Origin of the sequence: Acinetobacter higginsii (assembly GCF_000369845.1) — a bacterium.
GTDB lineage: Bacteria > Pseudomonadota > Gammaproteobacteria > Pseudomonadales > Moraxellaceae > Acinetobacter > Acinetobacter higginsii.
Map to the genome: position 1 here is coordinate 148069 of NZ_KB850215.1, position 16451 is coordinate 164519.

The window sequence follows — 16451 nt, forward strand, 5'->3', positions numbered from 1 at the left end:
TAAACGAAAAGGAAGCTGAGGCTTCCTTTTTTATTCTTTGGTTTGAGCGGGAAAATACGATTACTCTATCTTGTTTAAAGAGACTGTATTTTGTAGTTGAGCGTTATTTTCATGATATTCAATCGCTAACTCTATTAAACGGGTAATGAGGTCAGAGTAACTTAGTCCACTCGCTTCCCATAGTTTTGGAAACATACTTATATTCGTAAAACCCGGTAAAGTATTTATTTCATTAATAAAAACTTCTCCATTTTTTGTTAAAAAAACATCAACCCTTGCAAGTCCTGTACATTCCAAAACTTCATAAGCTTTGATTGAGATCTCTCTAATTTTTTCGCTAATTTCATTTGGTATGTTTGCGGGAATGGTTACTGTTGCACCTTTATCATTAATATATTTTGTGTCATACGAATAGAAGCTATCTTCAAGCTCAATTTCCCCACAAACACTTGCTGAAGGCTCATCGTTACCGATAACGGCACATTCTATTTCTCTGCCATTAATTCCTTGTTCAATCAAAACTTTATTGTCGTAAATGAACGCTGTATCTAGAGCTGTTTCAAATTCATCTTGAGTGCTGACTTTACTCACACCTACTGATGAACCCTGATTAGCGGGTTTAACAAATAAAGGGCAGCCTAATTGTGAACTTGCAATTTCGAAGCTGATATCTTTTCTTTTTTTCTTCATTAGCTTTATGAAGGGGGTAATATTTAAGCCAGCATCTCTTAATAATCTTTTTGTTATATCTTTATCCATACACATGGCAGAACTGAGGACTTGAGAACCAACAAATGGAAGGTTCACCATTCTTAACAATCCTTGCAATGAGCCATCTTCTCCAAGTGTTCCGTGAACGATCGGAAAGATCACATCCAATTGCGATAGCGTTTTGTTTTGAAACTCTATGATTTGTTTTTCATTTTTCCCTGGAATGAACGCAATATTTCGTCCTGATTGATGCAGTGAAATGAGAGATGGATTATCTGAATTTAATAAAAAATGAGTACTTTCATTCAGGTGCCATATTCCATTTTTATCGATACCGATCAATGTCACATCAAATTTTTCTCGGTCTATTGCATCAACAATATTTCTTGCAGACTGAAGCGAAACCTCGTGCTCGGTAGACTTTCCTCCAAATATAATGCCAATATTTTTCTTCTGCATTCCTATATTTCCTTAAATATTTACTAAATTTTCGACTAAAAACTAAACCTTAATGTACCTCTGAATGATGTAACATCATGATTAATATTTGTGACACTTAGCTAAATTTATCTGAATATCAAGGGAGAAGGGAAGCCATTACAGAATGATTGATTACTATTGGTTACGATATATTTTTCTTCATTTCTAGGTTAGCTAAAGCTCAATAATCTTTTAATAAAATAAAGAATTAAAATATTTAGCTTATTGTTGAAAATTAACTTAGCTTGGATATCAAAGATATTTTCATTTGTTTCAAATTGATATAACCAGAGTTAGAGAAAAGAAAAGTGAAAAACAAGATTGAGCAGGCAAATCCTGATGTGAAAATTATAAGAGGATTTTTTACATCCCAAAGTGAGTGCCAACTCATTTCTCAATGGCTAGATGCTCGATTTTATCACTCTCTTGGGATCACCGTATTTCTTGATCGGACACAAGTGATTGATACACAGTGGCAGCTGTTAAGACTATATGATTCTAACCAGCCTGATGAGCTCCTCGGTGTTGCAGCCATACTTGCCAGAGGGACTTGTTTTTGGTTACCTGAGGAAAGCAGCTCTGCTGGATTGCTTTGTTCAGAGATTCTTAAACTCCAGCCACTTCGAATTGTCACTACATCTTTTGGCCGTGATGTATTGCGTTCTGTGGCAGGGCATCAAGTGAGCATATTACGACAGTATGATCAATGGATTATGGTCTGTACACGTCGTTTCCCACAGACAAGTGGCCGTTTAGCGATTACTTCAGATATTCCTCGTCTGATTGAATATCAGCACTTATACAACCAAGAACGCTCGGTAGATGAACGATCTGATTGGGATGTACTTATTCAGCAAGCGAAAGTTGTTGTGTATGAGGTTGATGGTCAGATTGTCTCAATCGTCCGATTCGGGATTGAAACTCATCGTTTAGTCAGTCTAGGCGGAACGTATACCTTTCCTGCCTATCGTCGGCAGGGCTATGCTGAGTGTGTTTTGGCGTTTGCAGTCAATCAAATCATTGAGAGTGGGCGTACGGCACACCTCGTTGTCGATATAGATAACACCTCTGCAATAGAACTGTACCGACAAATGGGCTTTGAATGTATTGGTTCATCTTATGTTGGCTATTTGGAGTATTCATAAACAGCTAAACATTCTGGTCCAACATCGCAGGCATCAGGATTTCTTTAACGCAGCTTGCCTTGCTGGTTGAAAGAATAAAATGAATCGCCTGAATCACATCGGCTAAAGGGATGAGAGAGTATTCGGTTTGTTCTAAAACATCTTGTGTAGCTTTATCTATTTCATATTCACTGGCCAGATAGCCCAAGTTCAGCACACTGACCCCAATCAAGTGCTCACGCAAGATTTCACGTAGTGATTGTGCAATGCCCCTTAATGCAAATTTGGTTGCCGAGAAAACAAGTTCTTTACCGTTATGATTATCAACACCCCAAGTGGAGCCGATCAGAATAATTTTGGCATTATCGGAGAGTTTTAGATTTTCAATAAGAGATTGAATCGACAGGATACAGGTGCTGATATTGGTATGAATAATTTGGTTGATTTCAGTAGCAGGAACATTTTCAAAATTATAGTTGTCGCTAAAAGCTTGTTGTTCCCAAATGCCGACATTGTAAATCAGCACATCAAGTTTTTGTTGTCCAATTGCTGTCTTTACGTCGCTTACAGCCTGCTCTGGTTTGGATAGATCAGCACAAATCCAGTTTAAGTTTGGAGTTTCTTGTGGTTGGCTGCGAGATACGCCGTAGATGGTATCTGTTGGCTTTGGTACAGCTTGAACAATGGCTTTGCCTAGACCTTTGCTGACGCCGTATATGAGAAACGTTTTATTTGAGTTATCCATCCATCTATCCGTATTTTTAGATTAAAAGGTCACTATAAAAGCTCAAGTTAACTTGAGGTCAAGAGTTATTGGAATACTAGGGTGGTGCTATTGATAATATGAGGAATTTGGTGGATTATCAGAATGTAATTTGAAAAAGATATAATCAACTAGGTTCTTATGACTGAAGATGAATTATTAGAAAGAGCATTGAATTATAGTGCGACGATTCATCAGCCCCATGCAATAAAATCTTATCAGGCTGCGAAAAATATTTTTACAGTTTTGGGAAATAATGCTATCTGGGAGCAAGCTGATAAATTAATTTTTCAAAGTGAAGTATATAATGTGCGCTCATTTACTCAAGATAGTCATGATACAAAATTTTCATTACCTCGTATTCAAAGCATATTGAATAGAAGTATTTATCCTGTTGCATATTCAGCATTATATCAATGGTATCGCAATTATGGATTTAAAAATATTTTTGATCATTATATAAAATCAGCTGCCTCGAATAATGAATATTTATCTCATAATGTAACGATATTATTATCTTTCCAGACTTTGCTGCCTAAGTTGAATGAAAAACAGATATATCCTTTTTTAGATCGTTTTACAGAATTTTTAACCTCCACTTTTGGTAATACAAGCAAACAAATCCTATCTGAATCCTTTGATCAAAATATCACTTTTCAAAGTTTACTTAACGAATGTATACATCAACCTAGTTTCTTCGGACATAATTTAATTACGCTTACTTGGTTGATGCGGTGTGAAAATCAAATTCCATCTGAATTAATGCAAAAGTTTAAATTCCATCTACACATACAGGCTACTACACCATTAGAGGATCCTGAGGATGAGCTGGATGCGGATATTTATAGTCAAAGCTTGGAGGGCGATCTAACACAGTTCATGCTGACTTTAGATAATTTAATATTTGGGACCTGTAAAAATTTGCATCAGGTGACACTGGCAGATGCTTTACTTTATCTACAACAGCAATTTCCTATATACACCCGAAAGCTAAACCGTATTGCGGATTATCAAATAAGGTTATTAAAACGATCATATTGAGTATTTTCTTCCTCACACTTCTTACATTCCAACATCACGCCTAATTTCTTACTGCGCCCTTGTTTGGTTAACACCCAAGGGCGATTCTGCCACGGCGGATCATGGCGTACATGCTGCCCATGCCCACAAGCAAGATCAGCTATCCAATGAGCTTCTTCATCGAGATGAAAACCGACAATCGCTTGCTGCATTTAATTTTCCTGACTCTCGAGTTTAGATTGTTCCAAACCCTTTAAAAAACGATGGCATAAGTTATGAATCGCCAGCAGATCATTTGGGTCCATACCCAATGAGCAGGCGAGCTTAAACGGAATTGCGATAATTTCATCTTTTGAAATCAGTGCTTTTTCCAGCAAAATCACTTTTTTCATTCGCTCATCTTCTTTGACCGCAACACGCTTTAAAAACTGTTTTTCTTCGAGTTTTTTAATAATCGGTGTCAGCGTTCCAGAATCAAAAAAAGTCTTTTGTCCAATTTCAGACAACATCACATTGTCCTGCTCATACAAAGCCAGCAATACAATAAATTGCGGATAGGTTAGATCATATTCCTGAAGTAAAGGGCGGTACTGGCGAATCATCGCATTGGTCGCGGAATACATGGCAAAACACACTTGGTTATCCAAAAATGAAACTTCAGCCATGATGATTTGTCCTCGACTCGGTTGTTGAACATTCAGTATAAATGGGATTGCATAAAAAGTATATTGCGCATAATTAACTTGTACACAAGGTGATTGTGTGCAATATTAAATAGGCAGGCTGAATGATTCAGCAAACGATTTTGAGTACATCCACGATTGGATCGAAGAGAGAGCATCTATGAGCAAGATTTATGATTTTCAGGCTGAACTGTTAGAAGGCGAACAAAAGAACCTCGCCGATTACCAAGGCAAAGTTTTATTGGTGGTGAATACGGCGAGTCAGTGTGGTCTAACGCCACAATTTGAAGGTTTGGAAAAGTTATATCAGGACTATCAACAGCAAGGTCTGGTGATTCTTGGTTTTCCATGTAATCAATTTGCCAACCAAGATCCATCCAGCAATGAAGAAATTGGCAGCTTCTGTCAACGTAATTATGGCGTATCTTTTCCGATGTTTGCCAAGGTCGATGTGAATGGCCCAAGCGCACATCCTTTGTATCAATACCTCACTTCTGAAGCTAAAGGCCTGTTAGGCAGCAGCATTAAATGGAACTTCACCAAATTCCTGATCAATCAAAACGGGGAAGTGGTCAAACGCTATGCTCCCATCACCAAACCTGAAAAAATTGCCAAAGATATTCAAAAGCTTTTGCGATAAATAGGCTGAAAAATGAGGAAAATGGAAATGACTGGTCTACGATGTATCCACTGGTGATTTCCTCATCCGAAACAAATTAAATCATAAAGCTGAATATTTTTAATATGTTGTAATTAATTGAACAAAATAGATTTTTTAATCTTTAAGATTTATACAACTTGTTTCACGATTGACCGCAAACTTCGCTATACTTTTTGCCAAGATTAAAAATACGAGCGTCAGATTATGCGTGTACTTGTAGTGATGGACCCGATTGAAACTGTGAATCTTAAAAAAGATTCAACCATGGCGATGTTATGGGCGGCCAGCCGTCGCGGACATGAATTGGGTTATGCATTACAACACGATTTATATATCGACCAAGGCAAAGCCTTTGGCCTGATCTCACCACTAAAAGTATTTGAAGACTATAACCATTACTATGAGTTGGGCGAGCAGCGCAAAGAGTCGTTGGCCGATTACGATGTGGTGTTGATGCGTAAAGACCCACCATTCGACATGAATTTTGTTTATACCACTTACATTCTGGAACAAGCCGAGCGTGAAGGCGTGTGGATTATTAACAAACCACAATCGCTACGTGACTGTAATGAAAAGTTGTTCGCGACCCAATTCCCTGAATTACAAGTACCCACTTTGGTGACCTCACAACAAAGCCTGATTCGTGAATTTATCAAAGAACATGGTGATGTGATTGTGAAGCCTTTGGATGGCATGGGCGGTATGGGGATTTTCCGTTTATACCAAGATGGCGTGAACATTGGTTCGACCTTGGAAATGCTCACGGAAATGGGCACGCGTCCAATTATGGCGCAACGTTATATCCCTGAAATTGTCGAAGGCGATAAGCGCATCTTGATGGTCAATGGCGAGCCAATTCCATATTGCTTGGCACGGATTCCGCAAAATGGCGAAGTGCGTGGTAACTTGGCGGCAGGTGGTTTAGGTCAGGCCCGCCCACTGACTGAAAATGATAAATTGATTGCGGCAAAAGTCGGGCCCTTCCTGCGTGAAAAAGGTCTGGTCTTTGTTGGTTTGGATGTGATTGGTAACTATGTGACTGAAATTAACGTGACCAGCCCAACCTGTATCCGTGAGATTGATGCGCAATTTGGCACCTCGATTGCCGACGATCTTTTCGATGTTTTAGAAGCAGGTCCTAAAAACTAAAAAAAGTTGCATTTTTGACCGAATTGCCCGTTTGTATTCCATCAAAATTTGGACGCAAATGGGCTTTTGTATATTGGCAGAACCTTGTTTTTAACAAAGAATCGAAAAAAGCACAGCTTTCTGTTGTAAACAGGTGAAATTCGCTTTTCGTGAATGAAACTTTAGGATTAAAATAACTTCCGAAAACAATAGACGATAACCTTCTTTTTTTGAGTTGAAGAATTAGACCGTGACCAATTCACCGCAGAACAAACCCAAACATGTCATGATGATGGCCGCAGGTACAGGTGGGCATGTGTTTCCCGCGCTTGCTGTTGCCAAACAGCTGCAACAGGAAGGCTGCCAAGTCTCTTGGTTAGCGACGCCTACGGGAATGGAAAATCGGTTGCTGAAAGATCAAAATATTCCAATTTATCAAATTGATATTCAAGGTGTACGCGGTAATGGCTTGGTTCGTAAACTCAGTGCGCCGTTTAAAATTTTAAAAGCCACGCTCAGCGCCATGCGCTATATGAAGCAGCTCAAGATTGATGCTGTGGCGGGTTTTGGTGGTTATGTGGCAGGTCCAGGTGGCTTAGCTGCACGTTTGCTGGGTATTCCTGTGCTGATTCATGAGCAAAATGCGATTGCAGGATTTACCAATACCCAATTGGCACGTATTGCCAAGACCGTGTGTCAGGCTTTTCCAAATACATTTGCAAACAGTGATAAAGTCGTGACCACAGGTAATCCTGTGCGTGCGGAGATTACAGCGATTTTAAATCCGTCATGGCGTTATCAAACCCGTGAACAGGAACAATTGCCCATCAATCTTTTAATTGTTGGTGGTTCACTGGGCGCACAAGCATTGAATGAGCGTTTGCCTGAGGCTTTGAAAAAGGTCAATGTTCCGCTGAAGGTGTTCCATCAGTGTGGTCAAAACAAGCAAGATGCCACACGTGCATTGTATCAAGGTGCACCTGCGAGTTTGGATATTCAAGTGGAACCCTTTATTCACGATATGGCAAAAGCCTATAGTGAAGCAGATTTAATTATATGCCGTGCTGGCGCTTTAACGGTGACGGAAGTGGCAACCGCAGGTTTGGCGGCGATTTTTGTGCCTTTACCGATTGCGGTGGATGACCACCAAACAGCAAATGCGAAATTCTTGGCCAATGCTGGCGCAGCTAAGATTTGCCAGCAAGCAGACATGACACCTGCTGTTTTAGATGAGTTATTAGCGACCTTATTAAATCGTCAGCTACTCTCTGAAATGGCTGTAAAAGCACGTCAACAAGCACAACCGAATGCAACACAGCATGTGGTTGATCTGATTAAAAAATTGTAATTCGAGTTTATTTATGTCTCCTACAAATCCAAACCAAGCCAAAAAGCTGATTAAAGTGCCAGAAATGCGCCGTATTAAAAATATCCACTTTGTTGGTATTGGTGGTGCGGGGATGTGCGGTATTGCCGAAGTATTGAGTAACCAAGGTTATAAAATTTCAGGCTCAGACATTAAAGCGTCGAAAACCACAGCTCAACTCGAAGCGAATGGTATTAAAGTATTTATTGGCCATTCAGCTGACAATATTAAAAATGCCAATGTATTGGTGGTGTCGACTGCGATTGATCCTGAAAATCCAGAGATTAAAGCAGCTATCGAACAACGTACCCCAATCGTGCGTCGTGCGGAAATGTTGGGTGAGTTGATGCGCTACCGTCATGGTATTGCGGTTGCGGGAACACATGGTAAAACCACAACGACAAGCTTATTGACCACCATGTTGGCGGAAGAAAACCTTGATCCGACTTATGTGATTGGCGGTTTGCTGAATAGCACAGGTGTAAATGCTGCATTAGGCGAAAGCCGTTTTATCGTGGCAGAAGCGGATGAGTCAGATGCATCTTTCTTGTATTTGCAACCGATGGCTGCGATCGTGACCAATATCGATGCGGATCATATGGACACCTATGAAGGCAGCTTTGATAAGCTAAAAGATACCTTTATCCAGTTCTTACATAACCTGCCATTTTATGGGTTGGCTGTGGTCTGTGGCGATGATGCCAATATCCGTGAGATTCTGCCGCGCGTGGGTCGTCCAGTCTTAACCTATGGTTTTGCTGAAGACAATGACATCCGTGCGGTGGATGTGGCGCAAGAAGGTATGCAGTCGCATTTTACCGTATTGCGTAAAGACCGTGAGCCATTGCGCGTTACTATCAATCAACCAGGTTTGCATAATGTCTTGAATGCATTGGCTGCGATTGGTGTAGCGACTGATGAAGGCGTGTCTGATGGCGCGATTTGCCGTGCCTTAGAAGGCTTTAGTGGTGTTGGTCGTCGCTTCCAAGTTCAGGGTGAATTTGAGGTTGATGAAGGCTTAGTAAAATTGGTGGATGACTATGGTCACCATCCAAAAGAAGTTGAAGCAACCATTAAAGCAGCGCGTGCCAGCCATCCAGACCGTCGTTTGGTGATGTTGTTCCAGCCGCACCGTTTTAGCCGTACCCGTGATTGTTTTGATGACTTTGTTGATGTGTTATCGCAAGTGGATCAGTTGTTATTACTGGAAGTTTATCCAGCAGGTGAAAAGCCGATTGTGGGCGCTGATAGTCGTGCTTTGGCGCGTAGTATTCGTCTACGTGGTGATGTTGAACCGATTTTGGTTGATCCAGTGGAAGGCAATTTACCAAACGTTTTACAAAAAGTGTTACAAGCAAATGACCTGTTATTAACACAAGGCGCGGGTAACGTTGGCGCAATTTCGGTAGAATTGGCTCAGCATCGCTTGTATGCCAAATCCCCCTAACCCCCTTTGTTAAAGGGGGAACCCCTCTCTTTTTAAAGGGAGGCGGGGAGAGATTTAATAGAATATATGAAGTTTTTTTAAGGATATAAACGTGTCAAATGCTGCAAAATTCGGCAAAGTTGCTGTGTTGTTTGGTGGGAAGTCGGCTGAGCGTGCTGTGTCATTGGACAGCGGTCAAGCTGTTTTAGAGGCGTTATTACGTTCGGGCGTTCAGGCAGAAGCATTTGACCCCCAAGATCGTAGTGTGACTGAATTGGTTGGCTATGATCGCGCTTTTATCGTATTACATGGTCGTGGTGGTGAAGACGGTCAGATCCAAGGTGTATTGGAGTGGCTAAACCTTCCTTATACCGGTACGGGTGTGCAAGGTTCTGCGATCGGTATGGACAAAGTTAAAACCAAGCAAATCTGGCAAGGCAGTGATTTGCCAACAGCACCTTATCGTATTGTCACTAAAGATACCGATCTGGATGCCGTGATTGCTGAATTGGGCTTGCCAGTCATTATCAAACCTGTACATGAAGGCTCAAGTGTTGGCATGAGCAAGGTTGAGAAAGCTGAAGATTTTGCTGCGGCAATTGAAAAAGCGACTCAGCATGATGCGGTAGTGATGGCAGAAAAATGGATCACAGGTCGTGAATTCACCATTTCATTCTTAAATGGTCAACCATTACCCGTGATTCGTTTACAGCCACCTGCAGACGTTGCCTTCTATGACTATGAAGCAAAGTATCAGCGTAATGATGTGGAATATGGTATTCCTTGCGGTCTAAGCGAGTCGGAAGAGAAAAGCTTACAAGCATTGTGCTTACGCGCATTCCAAGCGGTGGGTGCAGAAGGTTGGGGCCGTATTGATGCGATGCAAGATGAGCAGGGCAACTTCTGGTTATTAGAAGTGAATACCGTTCCAGGAATGACCAGCCACTCGTTGGTGCCAAAAGCGGCGCAAGCAGTGGGTTATAACTTTGATCAGCTCTGTGTTGCGATTTTAGAGCAAACCTTAGCTACGTCGGCTTAACGATTTATGGCTCAGCTTCCTGCCTCGATGCGCCGTAAAACGCGGCCAGCCATTAGCTCGATTCACGAGAAACCGCCTTCGCCTAAACAAAAAATGGTGAATGCGGGCGGTTGGGTCTTGCTGGTGATTGCGTTTGCTGTTTTGGCATTGGGTTTGTTTGGCTTATATAAAGTCATGACCGATGCAAGAGCGGCGCAGTTGCAGGTGGTTGGAACCAATTCTGATATTGAGAACCAACAGTTAGTTCAATATCTGAGTCCAATTATTAAAGATAACTATTTCACTTCAGATTTAGAACAAATTCGAGATCAAGCGTTAAAAGTGTCATGGGTTGATCGTGTGGTGGTGTCACGGGCTTGGCCAAATGCAATTCGGGTACGGGTGATGCCGCGCCATGCGATTGCACGTTGGGGAACAGGGCGTTTGCTCAGTGACAATGGCGATGTATTTAGTGAGGCGGTGCCAACAGCACATCCAAACTTGCCGCTTTTACATGGGCCAGCCAGCCAATCCAAAATGATGATGCGTCGCTATAATGAAATTAATCAGTTATTTCATCCAGCGAATTTGAGATTAAAAGAATTGTATTTAACCGAGCGTATGACGTGGTTCATGCAGTTTGATTCGGGCTTACGGATTATTGTAGACCAAGATCAAACTATGAATAAGCTGCAACGCTTAAGCCATTTGGCACAAACGGATTTAAAACCTGTATGGTCAAAAATCACGGCAATCGATTTGCGTTATCGGAATGGTCTTGCCATTCAGTGGAAAAACGCAGCTCCGCCGAAGATTGTCAACGGTCAGTTAGTTGTAACGATTGATGACACAAGCCTTGCAGGGGCAATTCAGGCAAAGCCATAATACGTGGCTTAAAATAAAGGGCAATCGTCCTAAACAACACTAAAGATATGGTATTGAAGTAATGAGTGAAGCTGTTCCCTCAGTTGTTGCGATTGATATTGGGACTCATAAAGTCTCAGTTTTGATTGGTAAGATCCATGCACCAGATAAGATCCAAGTCATTGGCATGGCAACTGCTCGCAACCGAGGTATGGTTAAAGGCAAGATTGTTAGCTTAGACAAGGTCATTGCGGCGATTAAGAATGCGGTATCCGAAGCTGAGGATATGGCTGAGTGTCGTATTCATAGTGCGTGGGTGTCGATTCCAAGTACTGAATTACAAAGTTTTTATGCCTCAGGCCGTACGCCTGTTGCAAACCACGATCATATTATTACGACAAATGAAGTGGTGCGTGCGTTAGAGTTGGCGAAAGCCAGTCATGTATCGCCAGATTACTATCTTGCCAGTGCTGTGCCATTGGGCTTCGAGTTGGGTGATTCAGCGGAGTGGGTACAAAACCCAGTCAATATGTCGGCGCATAGTATGACTGGGCATTATCAGTTAATGATGATGCCGATCAGCACCATGCAAAACCTTGATCGTGCCATGAAAGGGGCGAATATCGGGGTGGAGAAAATGGTGGTGTCTTGCTTGGCAACCGCTGAAGCCAGTCTGCTCAAAGATGAAAAAGAATATGGCGTGTGTCTGGTCGACATCGGCGCGGGTATTACCAATATCGCGGTATATCTAGATGGCCGTTTGGCTTTGGCACGAACCTTGCCACGTGGTGGTGAGAATGTGACGCGTGATATTGCTGCCGTTTTGCAGACCACCACAGAAGAAGCGGAACGCATCAAGATTTTACACGGTTGTGTTGACTTGAGTGTGGTGAAACCTGATCACATGATTCAGGTGCAGGGGATTGATGGTACGCAAACCATCAGTCGTATTGAGCTTGCAGAAATCATCATTGCGCGTTATGAAGAAATCTTCACTTTAATCCGTGAAGAATTGGAACATAGCGGTGCGATTCATGGTCTCTATCATGGTGTGGTACTGACAGGTGATGCGTGTCAAATTGAAGGTATGGTGAATTTGGCGCGTCGAATGTTGGGGGTGTCTGCGCATTTGGGCAATCCGCCATTACAGGTGTATGCAGATGATCAGCATTTAGCTGCATTGCGTCGTTCAATGTACGCAACCGCATCTGGCTTGTTGATGTTTAGCCAAAGTGATTTGCAAGATACGGTTGAAGAGCCAGAAGAAGCAAATGATCGTAGTTTTGTTGATCGTGTTGCCAATGGTTGGAATGCATTAAATAGCAAATTAAAGGCCATCTTTTAAGTTGTAGTTATTTTTGGGAAAATTTGTTAGGAAGTTGTTCTAAATCAGCCACTGTACTTGACAAGCTAGCTATTATTGAACAGCATCCTAAACATCAGTTGTTTAAAAATCAGGGCAGTAACGGGCTGAAGTAACTGCCATTAATATTAGGAAATCTAAAGGTCATGGCCTCATTTGAATTTATAGAAGATGAACTAGACAATGGCAACGGTCAAGCCCGTTTCACAGTATTTGGCGTTGGTGGTGGTGGCGGTAATGCCGTACAGCACATGGCGCAATCTGATATCCAAGGTGTAAAGTTCGTTTGTGCAAATACAGACAAACAAGCCTTGGATAGCATGAACGCCCCATTCAAAATTCAATTGGGTGAACAAAGTACACGTGGTTTAGGTGCAGGCGCTAATCCAGAAGTGGGTCAAATCGCAGCGGAAGAAAGCCGTGAAGTGATTCGTCAGCATCTTGAAGGTACCGACATGGTGTTTGTCACTGCCGGTATGGGTGGTGGTACAGGTACAGGTGCTGCACCAGTGGTTGCAGAAGTTGCCAAAGAGATGGGCATCCTGACCGTAGGTGTGGTGACTACACCATTCAACTTTGAAGGCCGTCGTCGTCAAAAGTCTGCTGAAAAAGGGATTGATGCTTTAGAAGCACACGTTGATTCATTAATCATCATTCCAAACCAACGCTTACTTAGCGTTTATGGCGATATTTCAATGAAAGATGCCTATAAAAAGGCAGATGATGTATTGTTGAACGCAGTGCGCAGTATTTTTGATCTTGTGGTCAATCGTGGTCACATTAACCTCGACTTTGCTGACTTGAAAACTGCAATGAGTACGCGTGGTTATGCGATGATGGGTGCTGGCTTGGGTCGCGGTGAAGATCGTGCTCGTCAAGCAGCAGAGCAGGCGATCCGTAGCCCATTGCTTGATAATGTAAATATTATCAATGCAAAAGGTGTGTTGATCAACATCACGGGTGGTGATGACATTACCCTACGTGAAACTGAAATCATTACTGATGTAGTCAACCAAATCGTTGATTTGGATGAAGGTGAAATCTTCTACGGTACGGTATTCGATCCGGATGCGCGAGATGAGCTTCGTGTGACTGTTATTGCAACAGGCTTAACCCGTAATGCAAGTGAAGTTGATCAGAAAAGACGTACTGTAGTTTCACATGCACCGTCTGCTCAAGCAGCTCAGCAACCAGTGGATGAAGATGATGTTCCTGCGATCAGCAAACGTGCAAATACGGATGCACCAGTGGGCGCAACAGCAAGTTCTACGCCACGTTCATCGCCAATGAGCATTCAAGACTATCTGAAAAATCAACAGCGTAAATAATAAAATCATATATTTAGAGAAAGGGGGTAAGTAATTACCCCCTTTTTTATTTTTTTAAAATGGCAAAATATGCTAAGTTATATCGGTTTTTGCAAATGAAGTTGGTATGGCATGTTGAAACAACGTACTCTCAAACGTGTGGTGAAAGCGAGCGGTATTGGTCTGCACAGTGGTCAAAAGGTGCTGATTAATTTTGTTCCACATCATATTGATGGAGGTATTGTCTTTCGCCGTATCGACTTAAATCCCCCGATTGACCTTCCAGCCAATGCTTTATTGATTCAAGAAGCCTTTATGTGCTCGAATTTGGTCCGTGAAGATATCAAAGTCGGCACTATTGAGCATGTCATGAGTGCGATTGCAGGACTGGGGATTGATAATCTGATTGTTGAAGTCTCTGCATCCGAAGTACCGATTATGGACGGTAGTGCAGGGCCTTTTATTTATTTATTGATGCAAGGTGAATTGGCGGAGCAAGACGCGCCAAAGAAGTTCATTCGTATTTTAAAGCCTGTTGAGGCTTTAATTGACGACAAGAAGGCCATTTTTTCACCACATTCAGGTTTCCAGCTGAACTTTACCATCGACTTTGATCATCCTGCCTTTGCCAAAGAGTATCAATCCGCAACCATCGATTTCTCGACGGAAACTTTTGTCTACGAAGTGAGCGAAGCGCGAACTTTTGGCTTTATGAAAGATTTGGACTATTTAAAAGCCAATAATCTGGCTTTAGGTGCGAGCCTTGAAAATGCGATTGGTGTCGATGACACAGGTGTGGTCAATGAGGAAGGTTTGCGCTTTGCCGACGAGTTTGTACGTCATAAAATATTAGATGCTGTTGGAGACTTATATTTGCTTGGACATCAAATTATTGCCAAGTTTGATGGCTATAAATCGGGGCATGCGCTAAACAATCAGCTATTACGCAATGTTCAAAACGATCCAAGCAGCTATGAAATTGTAACATTTAATAACGAGAGTGATTGTCCAATTCCTTATGTGAGTGTGACATAAGTCATTGTCTTTTATTGCCTATGTTATATTATAACAAATGAATGTGAGAGTTTCGTCACATAAAACTAGTGTGTATTCCAACACTTAATATATGAAGTTTACTTTTTATTGCTTGCCAAACGTAGTAAAGCTTGGCTAAGCTTAGGGTCGCTCACATATTCAGCGGCGCTGCGCAATTGCTCTTGGGTCTCTGATGTTAGTGTTTTTGTTGGGGGAGAGGGTTCACGAGAGACAACTGTTTTGTTTCTTAACCGAACTTGAATTTTTCGTAATTCCTTGAGTCCTTCGAGCTGAGCTAACTGCGCAACATAGTGGCTTTGTAAATAGCTGAGTTGACTAATCATTGCTTGATTTTCACCAGTGATGATCAATACACCATGTTGATAACAAACAACCTGCCATTGCTCTGGTTGGGGCAGTAAAGGTTGAATAATTTTCGTAAGTTGTTTCCATTGTGTGACTTGCGTCGTCAGAAACGTTAAGTTTCCAGTTTTTATGTGTTGTCCTTTCTGTTGGAAAACGTTGTTAGGGTCAGACATAGAACTTCCTCGGAGGTGATGTGTCCATCTTAAGCGTTTGCTTCAGCTGTTATCAAGGAACAGATGATAAAGGAACGTTTGAAGGACGGTTTCAAGAGGTTTTTTATGCATCATACGCGTCGTATTTTACTCGCATTTTCGTTGGCTGCTTCAGCTGCTTCGGTTGCTTTCGCAGATTATCAGAACATTGGTCAAGCCACAGGTGATGACCGCTTAGAGCAATTATCAAAAACCTTAGCTCAAGGTTCTTATACTCATTCTGCTGATATGGATCTGCCAGCCGTATCGAATGTCTCAGTTAAATTACGTGAAAAAACCATTGAATTGAACAACGCAACGATCGAGAAGAAATATGGTCGTTCAGCGATTTCATCTCAAGACAATGCTCCTTCATTCTCTGCAAACACAGGTTATTCTTGGTTGGTGAGTCATCCATTGCAAGAAGGCCGTGTCAGCTCTTCTTGGGGTAACCGCACCCTATTAGGTTCAACACGTCATCACTCAGGTGTTGATCTTGCTGCACCTTCTGGTACGCCAATTTACTCAACTGGTCCTGGTGTTGTGACGAAGTCGGGTTGGGGTACAGGCTATGGTCAGTATGTCGAGATTGATCATGGTAATGGCTATATCACTCGTTATGCCCATGCATCACGTTTAATCGTGAATGCGGGTGATCGTGTGAGTGCTGGTGAGCATATTGCCAATGTTGGTTGTACAGGTCGTTGTACGGGCCCACATTTACACTTTGAAGTAGTCAAAGATGGTCAACGTAAAAATCCATCAACTTACTTAGCAATGTTGCCTTAATGTAATTTGTTAACAGTTGTATATAAATATTCAAAAAAATCGCCTTTATTGGCGATTTTTTATGTGTTTTGTTTCATTTAGGTCAATGACTATTTTGTCAGAAAATAATAAGGCGTTTTGCATTCATCTGGGGCAATAGTTCTATCACAGCAAAAC

At 41.8% G+C, this 16451-nt stretch carries 17 protein-coding genes; 12 read left to right on the top strand and 5 right to left on the bottom strand.

From position 1 onward, the window contains the following. Positions 1-60 precede the first annotated feature (60 nt). Positions 61-1170, bottom strand: coding sequence for a D-alanine--D-alanine ligase (ddlA, locus tag F885_RS08930; protein ID WP_005317345.1), 1110 nt, complete (start codon positions 1168-1170; stop codon positions 61-63). Between the two features lie 329 nt (positions 1171-1499). Between ddlA and F885_RS08925 the strand changes: the two genes are divergently transcribed. Continuing rightward, positions 1500-2336, top strand: coding sequence for a GNAT family N-acetyltransferase (locus F885_RS08925; protein WP_005317348.1), 837 nt, complete (start codon positions 1500-1502; stop codon positions 2334-2336). A 4-nt stretch (positions 2337-2340) separates the two neighbouring features. Here F885_RS08925 and F885_RS08920 read toward each other — a convergent pair whose 3' ends face one another. Then, on the bottom strand, positions 2341-3060 hold the full coding sequence (locus F885_RS08920) for an SDR family NAD(P)-dependent oxidoreductase (protein ID WP_005317351.1): 720 nt from the start codon (positions 3058-3060) through the stop codon (positions 2341-2343). A 159-nt stretch (positions 3061-3219) separates the two neighbouring features. On the opposite strand from F885_RS08920, the gene F885_RS08915 reads away from it, so the two are divergent. Continuing rightward, the gene (locus F885_RS08915; protein WP_005317353.1) at positions 3220-4119 is read left to right on the top strand and encodes a hypothetical protein; all 900 of its coding nucleotides are present in this window, start codon (positions 3220-3222) and stop codon (positions 4117-4119) included. Here F885_RS08915 and F885_RS08910 read toward each other — a convergent pair. Further along, positions 4089-4310, bottom strand: a complete 222-nt coding sequence (locus F885_RS08910) for a DUF3565 domain-containing protein (RefSeq protein ID WP_005317356.1) — start codon at positions 4308-4310, stop codon at positions 4089-4091. The genes F885_RS08915 and F885_RS08910 overlap by 31 nt on opposite strands. Beyond that, on the bottom strand, positions 4311-4763 hold the full coding sequence (locus F885_RS08905) for a MarR family winged helix-turn-helix transcriptional regulator (protein ID WP_005317359.1): 453 nt from the start codon (positions 4761-4763) through the stop codon (positions 4311-4313). It lies immediately after the preceding gene. 178 nt (positions 4764-4941) lie between these two features. On the opposite strand from F885_RS08905, the gene F885_RS08900 reads away from it, so the two are divergent. The 9 genes from F885_RS08900 (at position 4942) to lpxC (ending at position 14949) form a co-directional block, all read left to right on the top strand. Next, on the top strand, positions 4942-5421 hold the full coding sequence (locus F885_RS08900) for a glutathione peroxidase (RefSeq protein ID WP_005317362.1): 480 nt from the start codon (positions 4942-4944) through the stop codon (positions 5419-5421). A 225-nt stretch (positions 5422-5646) separates the two neighbouring features. Continuing rightward, positions 5647-6591, top strand: a complete 945-nt coding sequence (gene gshB, locus F885_RS08895) for a glutathione synthase (protein ID WP_005317365.1) — start codon at positions 5647-5649, stop codon at positions 6589-6591. A 229-nt stretch (positions 6592-6820) separates the two neighbouring features. Continuing rightward, entirely contained in the window at positions 6821-7918 is a 1098-nt protein-coding gene (gene murG / locus F885_RS08890) for an undecaprenyldiphospho-muramoylpentapeptide beta-N-acetylglucosaminyltransferase (protein ID WP_017402156.1), read from the top strand. A gap of 13 nt (positions 7919-7931) precedes the next feature. Continuing rightward, positions 7932-9383 carry a UDP-N-acetylmuramate--L-alanine ligase gene (murC, locus tag F885_RS08885; RefSeq protein WP_005317368.1) on the top strand — a complete coding sequence of 484 codons (1452 nt, stop codon included), beginning with the start codon at positions 7932-7934 and terminating at the stop codon, positions 9381-9383. A 91-nt stretch (positions 9384-9474) separates the two neighbouring features. Continuing rightward, positions 9475-10401: a D-alanine--D-alanine ligase gene (locus tag F885_RS08880; protein WP_005201595.1), complete on the top strand. Its 927-nt coding sequence runs from the start codon at positions 9475-9477 to the stop codon at positions 10399-10401. A 6-nt stretch (positions 10402-10407) separates the two neighbouring features. After that, a complete protein-coding gene (locus F885_RS08875; RefSeq protein ID WP_005201594.1) occupies positions 10408-11265 on the top strand; it encodes a cell division protein FtsQ/DivIB in 858 nt (285 codons plus the stop codon). A gap of 61 nt (positions 11266-11326) precedes the next feature. Further along, a complete protein-coding gene (gene ftsA, locus F885_RS08870; protein ID WP_004803607.1) occupies positions 11327-12589 on the top strand; it encodes a cell division protein FtsA in 1263 nt (420 codons plus the stop codon). A gap of 164 nt (positions 12590-12753) precedes the next feature. Beyond that, on the top strand, positions 12754-13935 hold the full coding sequence (ftsZ, locus tag F885_RS08865) for a cell division protein FtsZ (RefSeq protein WP_005317373.1): 1182 nt from the start codon (positions 12754-12756) through the stop codon (positions 13933-13935). A 111-nt stretch (positions 13936-14046) separates the two neighbouring features. Further along, on the top strand, positions 14047-14949 hold the full coding sequence (gene lpxC, locus F885_RS08860; protein WP_004803611.1) for a UDP-3-O-acyl-N-acetylglucosamine deacetylase: 903 nt from the start codon (positions 14047-14049) through the stop codon (positions 14947-14949). Positions 14950-15047: 98 nt separating this feature from the next. On the opposite strand, the gene F885_RS08855 is transcribed toward lpxC, so the two are convergent. Further along, positions 15048-15488, bottom strand: coding sequence for a hypothetical protein (locus F885_RS08855; RefSeq protein WP_004803613.1), 441 nt, complete (start codon positions 15486-15488; stop codon positions 15048-15050). Positions 15489-15593: 105 nt separating this feature from the next. Here F885_RS08855 and F885_RS08850 point away from each other — a divergent pair, with 105 nt between their 5' ends. Then, a complete protein-coding gene (locus F885_RS08850) occupies positions 15594-16295 on the top strand; it encodes a M23 family metallopeptidase (protein ID WP_005201593.1) in 702 nt (233 codons plus the stop codon). Positions 16296-16451 lie beyond the last annotated feature (156 nt).

Bases quoted from the DNA above. Each gene is read 5' to 3' on its own strand.
- murC (WP_005317368.1), top strand. From the start codon at position 7,932: ATGTCTCCTACAAATCCAAACCAAGCCAAAAAGCTGATTAAAGTGCCA.
- F885_RS08910 (WP_005317356.1), bottom strand. From the start codon at position 4,310: ATGCAGCAAGCGATTGTCGGTTTTCATCTCGATGAAGAAGCTCATTGG.
- F885_RS08900 (WP_005317362.1), top strand. From the start codon at position 4,942: ATGAGCAAGATTTATGATTTTCAGGCTGAACTGTTAGAAGGCGAACAA.
- gshB (WP_005317365.1), top strand. From the start codon at position 5,647: ATGCGTGTACTTGTAGTGATGGACCCGATTGAAACTGTGAATCTTAAA.
- F885_RS08920 (WP_005317351.1), bottom strand. From the start codon at position 3,060: ATGGATAACTCAAATAAAACGTTTCTCATATACGGCGTCAGCAAAGGT.
- F885_RS08850 (WP_005201593.1), top strand. From the start codon at position 15,594: ATGCATCATACGCGTCGTATTTTACTCGCATTTTCGTTGGCTGCTTCA.
- lpxC (WP_004803611.1), top strand. From the start codon at position 14,047: ATGTTGAAACAACGTACTCTCAAACGTGTGGTGAAAGCGAGCGGTATT.
- F885_RS08915 (WP_005317353.1), top strand. From the start codon at position 3,220: ATGACTGAAGATGAATTATTAGAAAGAGCATTGAATTATAGTGCGACG.
- ftsA (WP_004803607.1), top strand. From the start codon at position 11,327: ATGAGTGAAGCTGTTCCCTCAGTTGTTGCGATTGATATTGGGACTCAT.
- ftsZ (WP_005317373.1), top strand. From the start codon at position 12,754: ATGGCCTCATTTGAATTTATAGAAGATGAACTAGACAATGGCAACGGT.
- F885_RS08875 (WP_005201594.1), top strand. From the start codon at position 10,408: ATGGCTCAGCTTCCTGCCTCGATGCGCCGTAAAACGCGGCCAGCCATT.
- ddlA (WP_005317345.1), bottom strand. From the start codon at position 1,170: ATGCAGAAGAAAAATATTGGCATTATATTTGGAGGAAAGTCTACCGAG.
- F885_RS08905 (WP_005317359.1), bottom strand. From the start codon at position 4,763: ATGGCTGAAGTTTCATTTTTGGATAACCAAGTGTGTTTTGCCATGTAT.
- F885_RS08855 (WP_004803613.1), bottom strand. From the start codon at position 15,488: ATGTCTGACCCTAACAACGTTTTCCAACAGAAAGGACAACACATAAAA.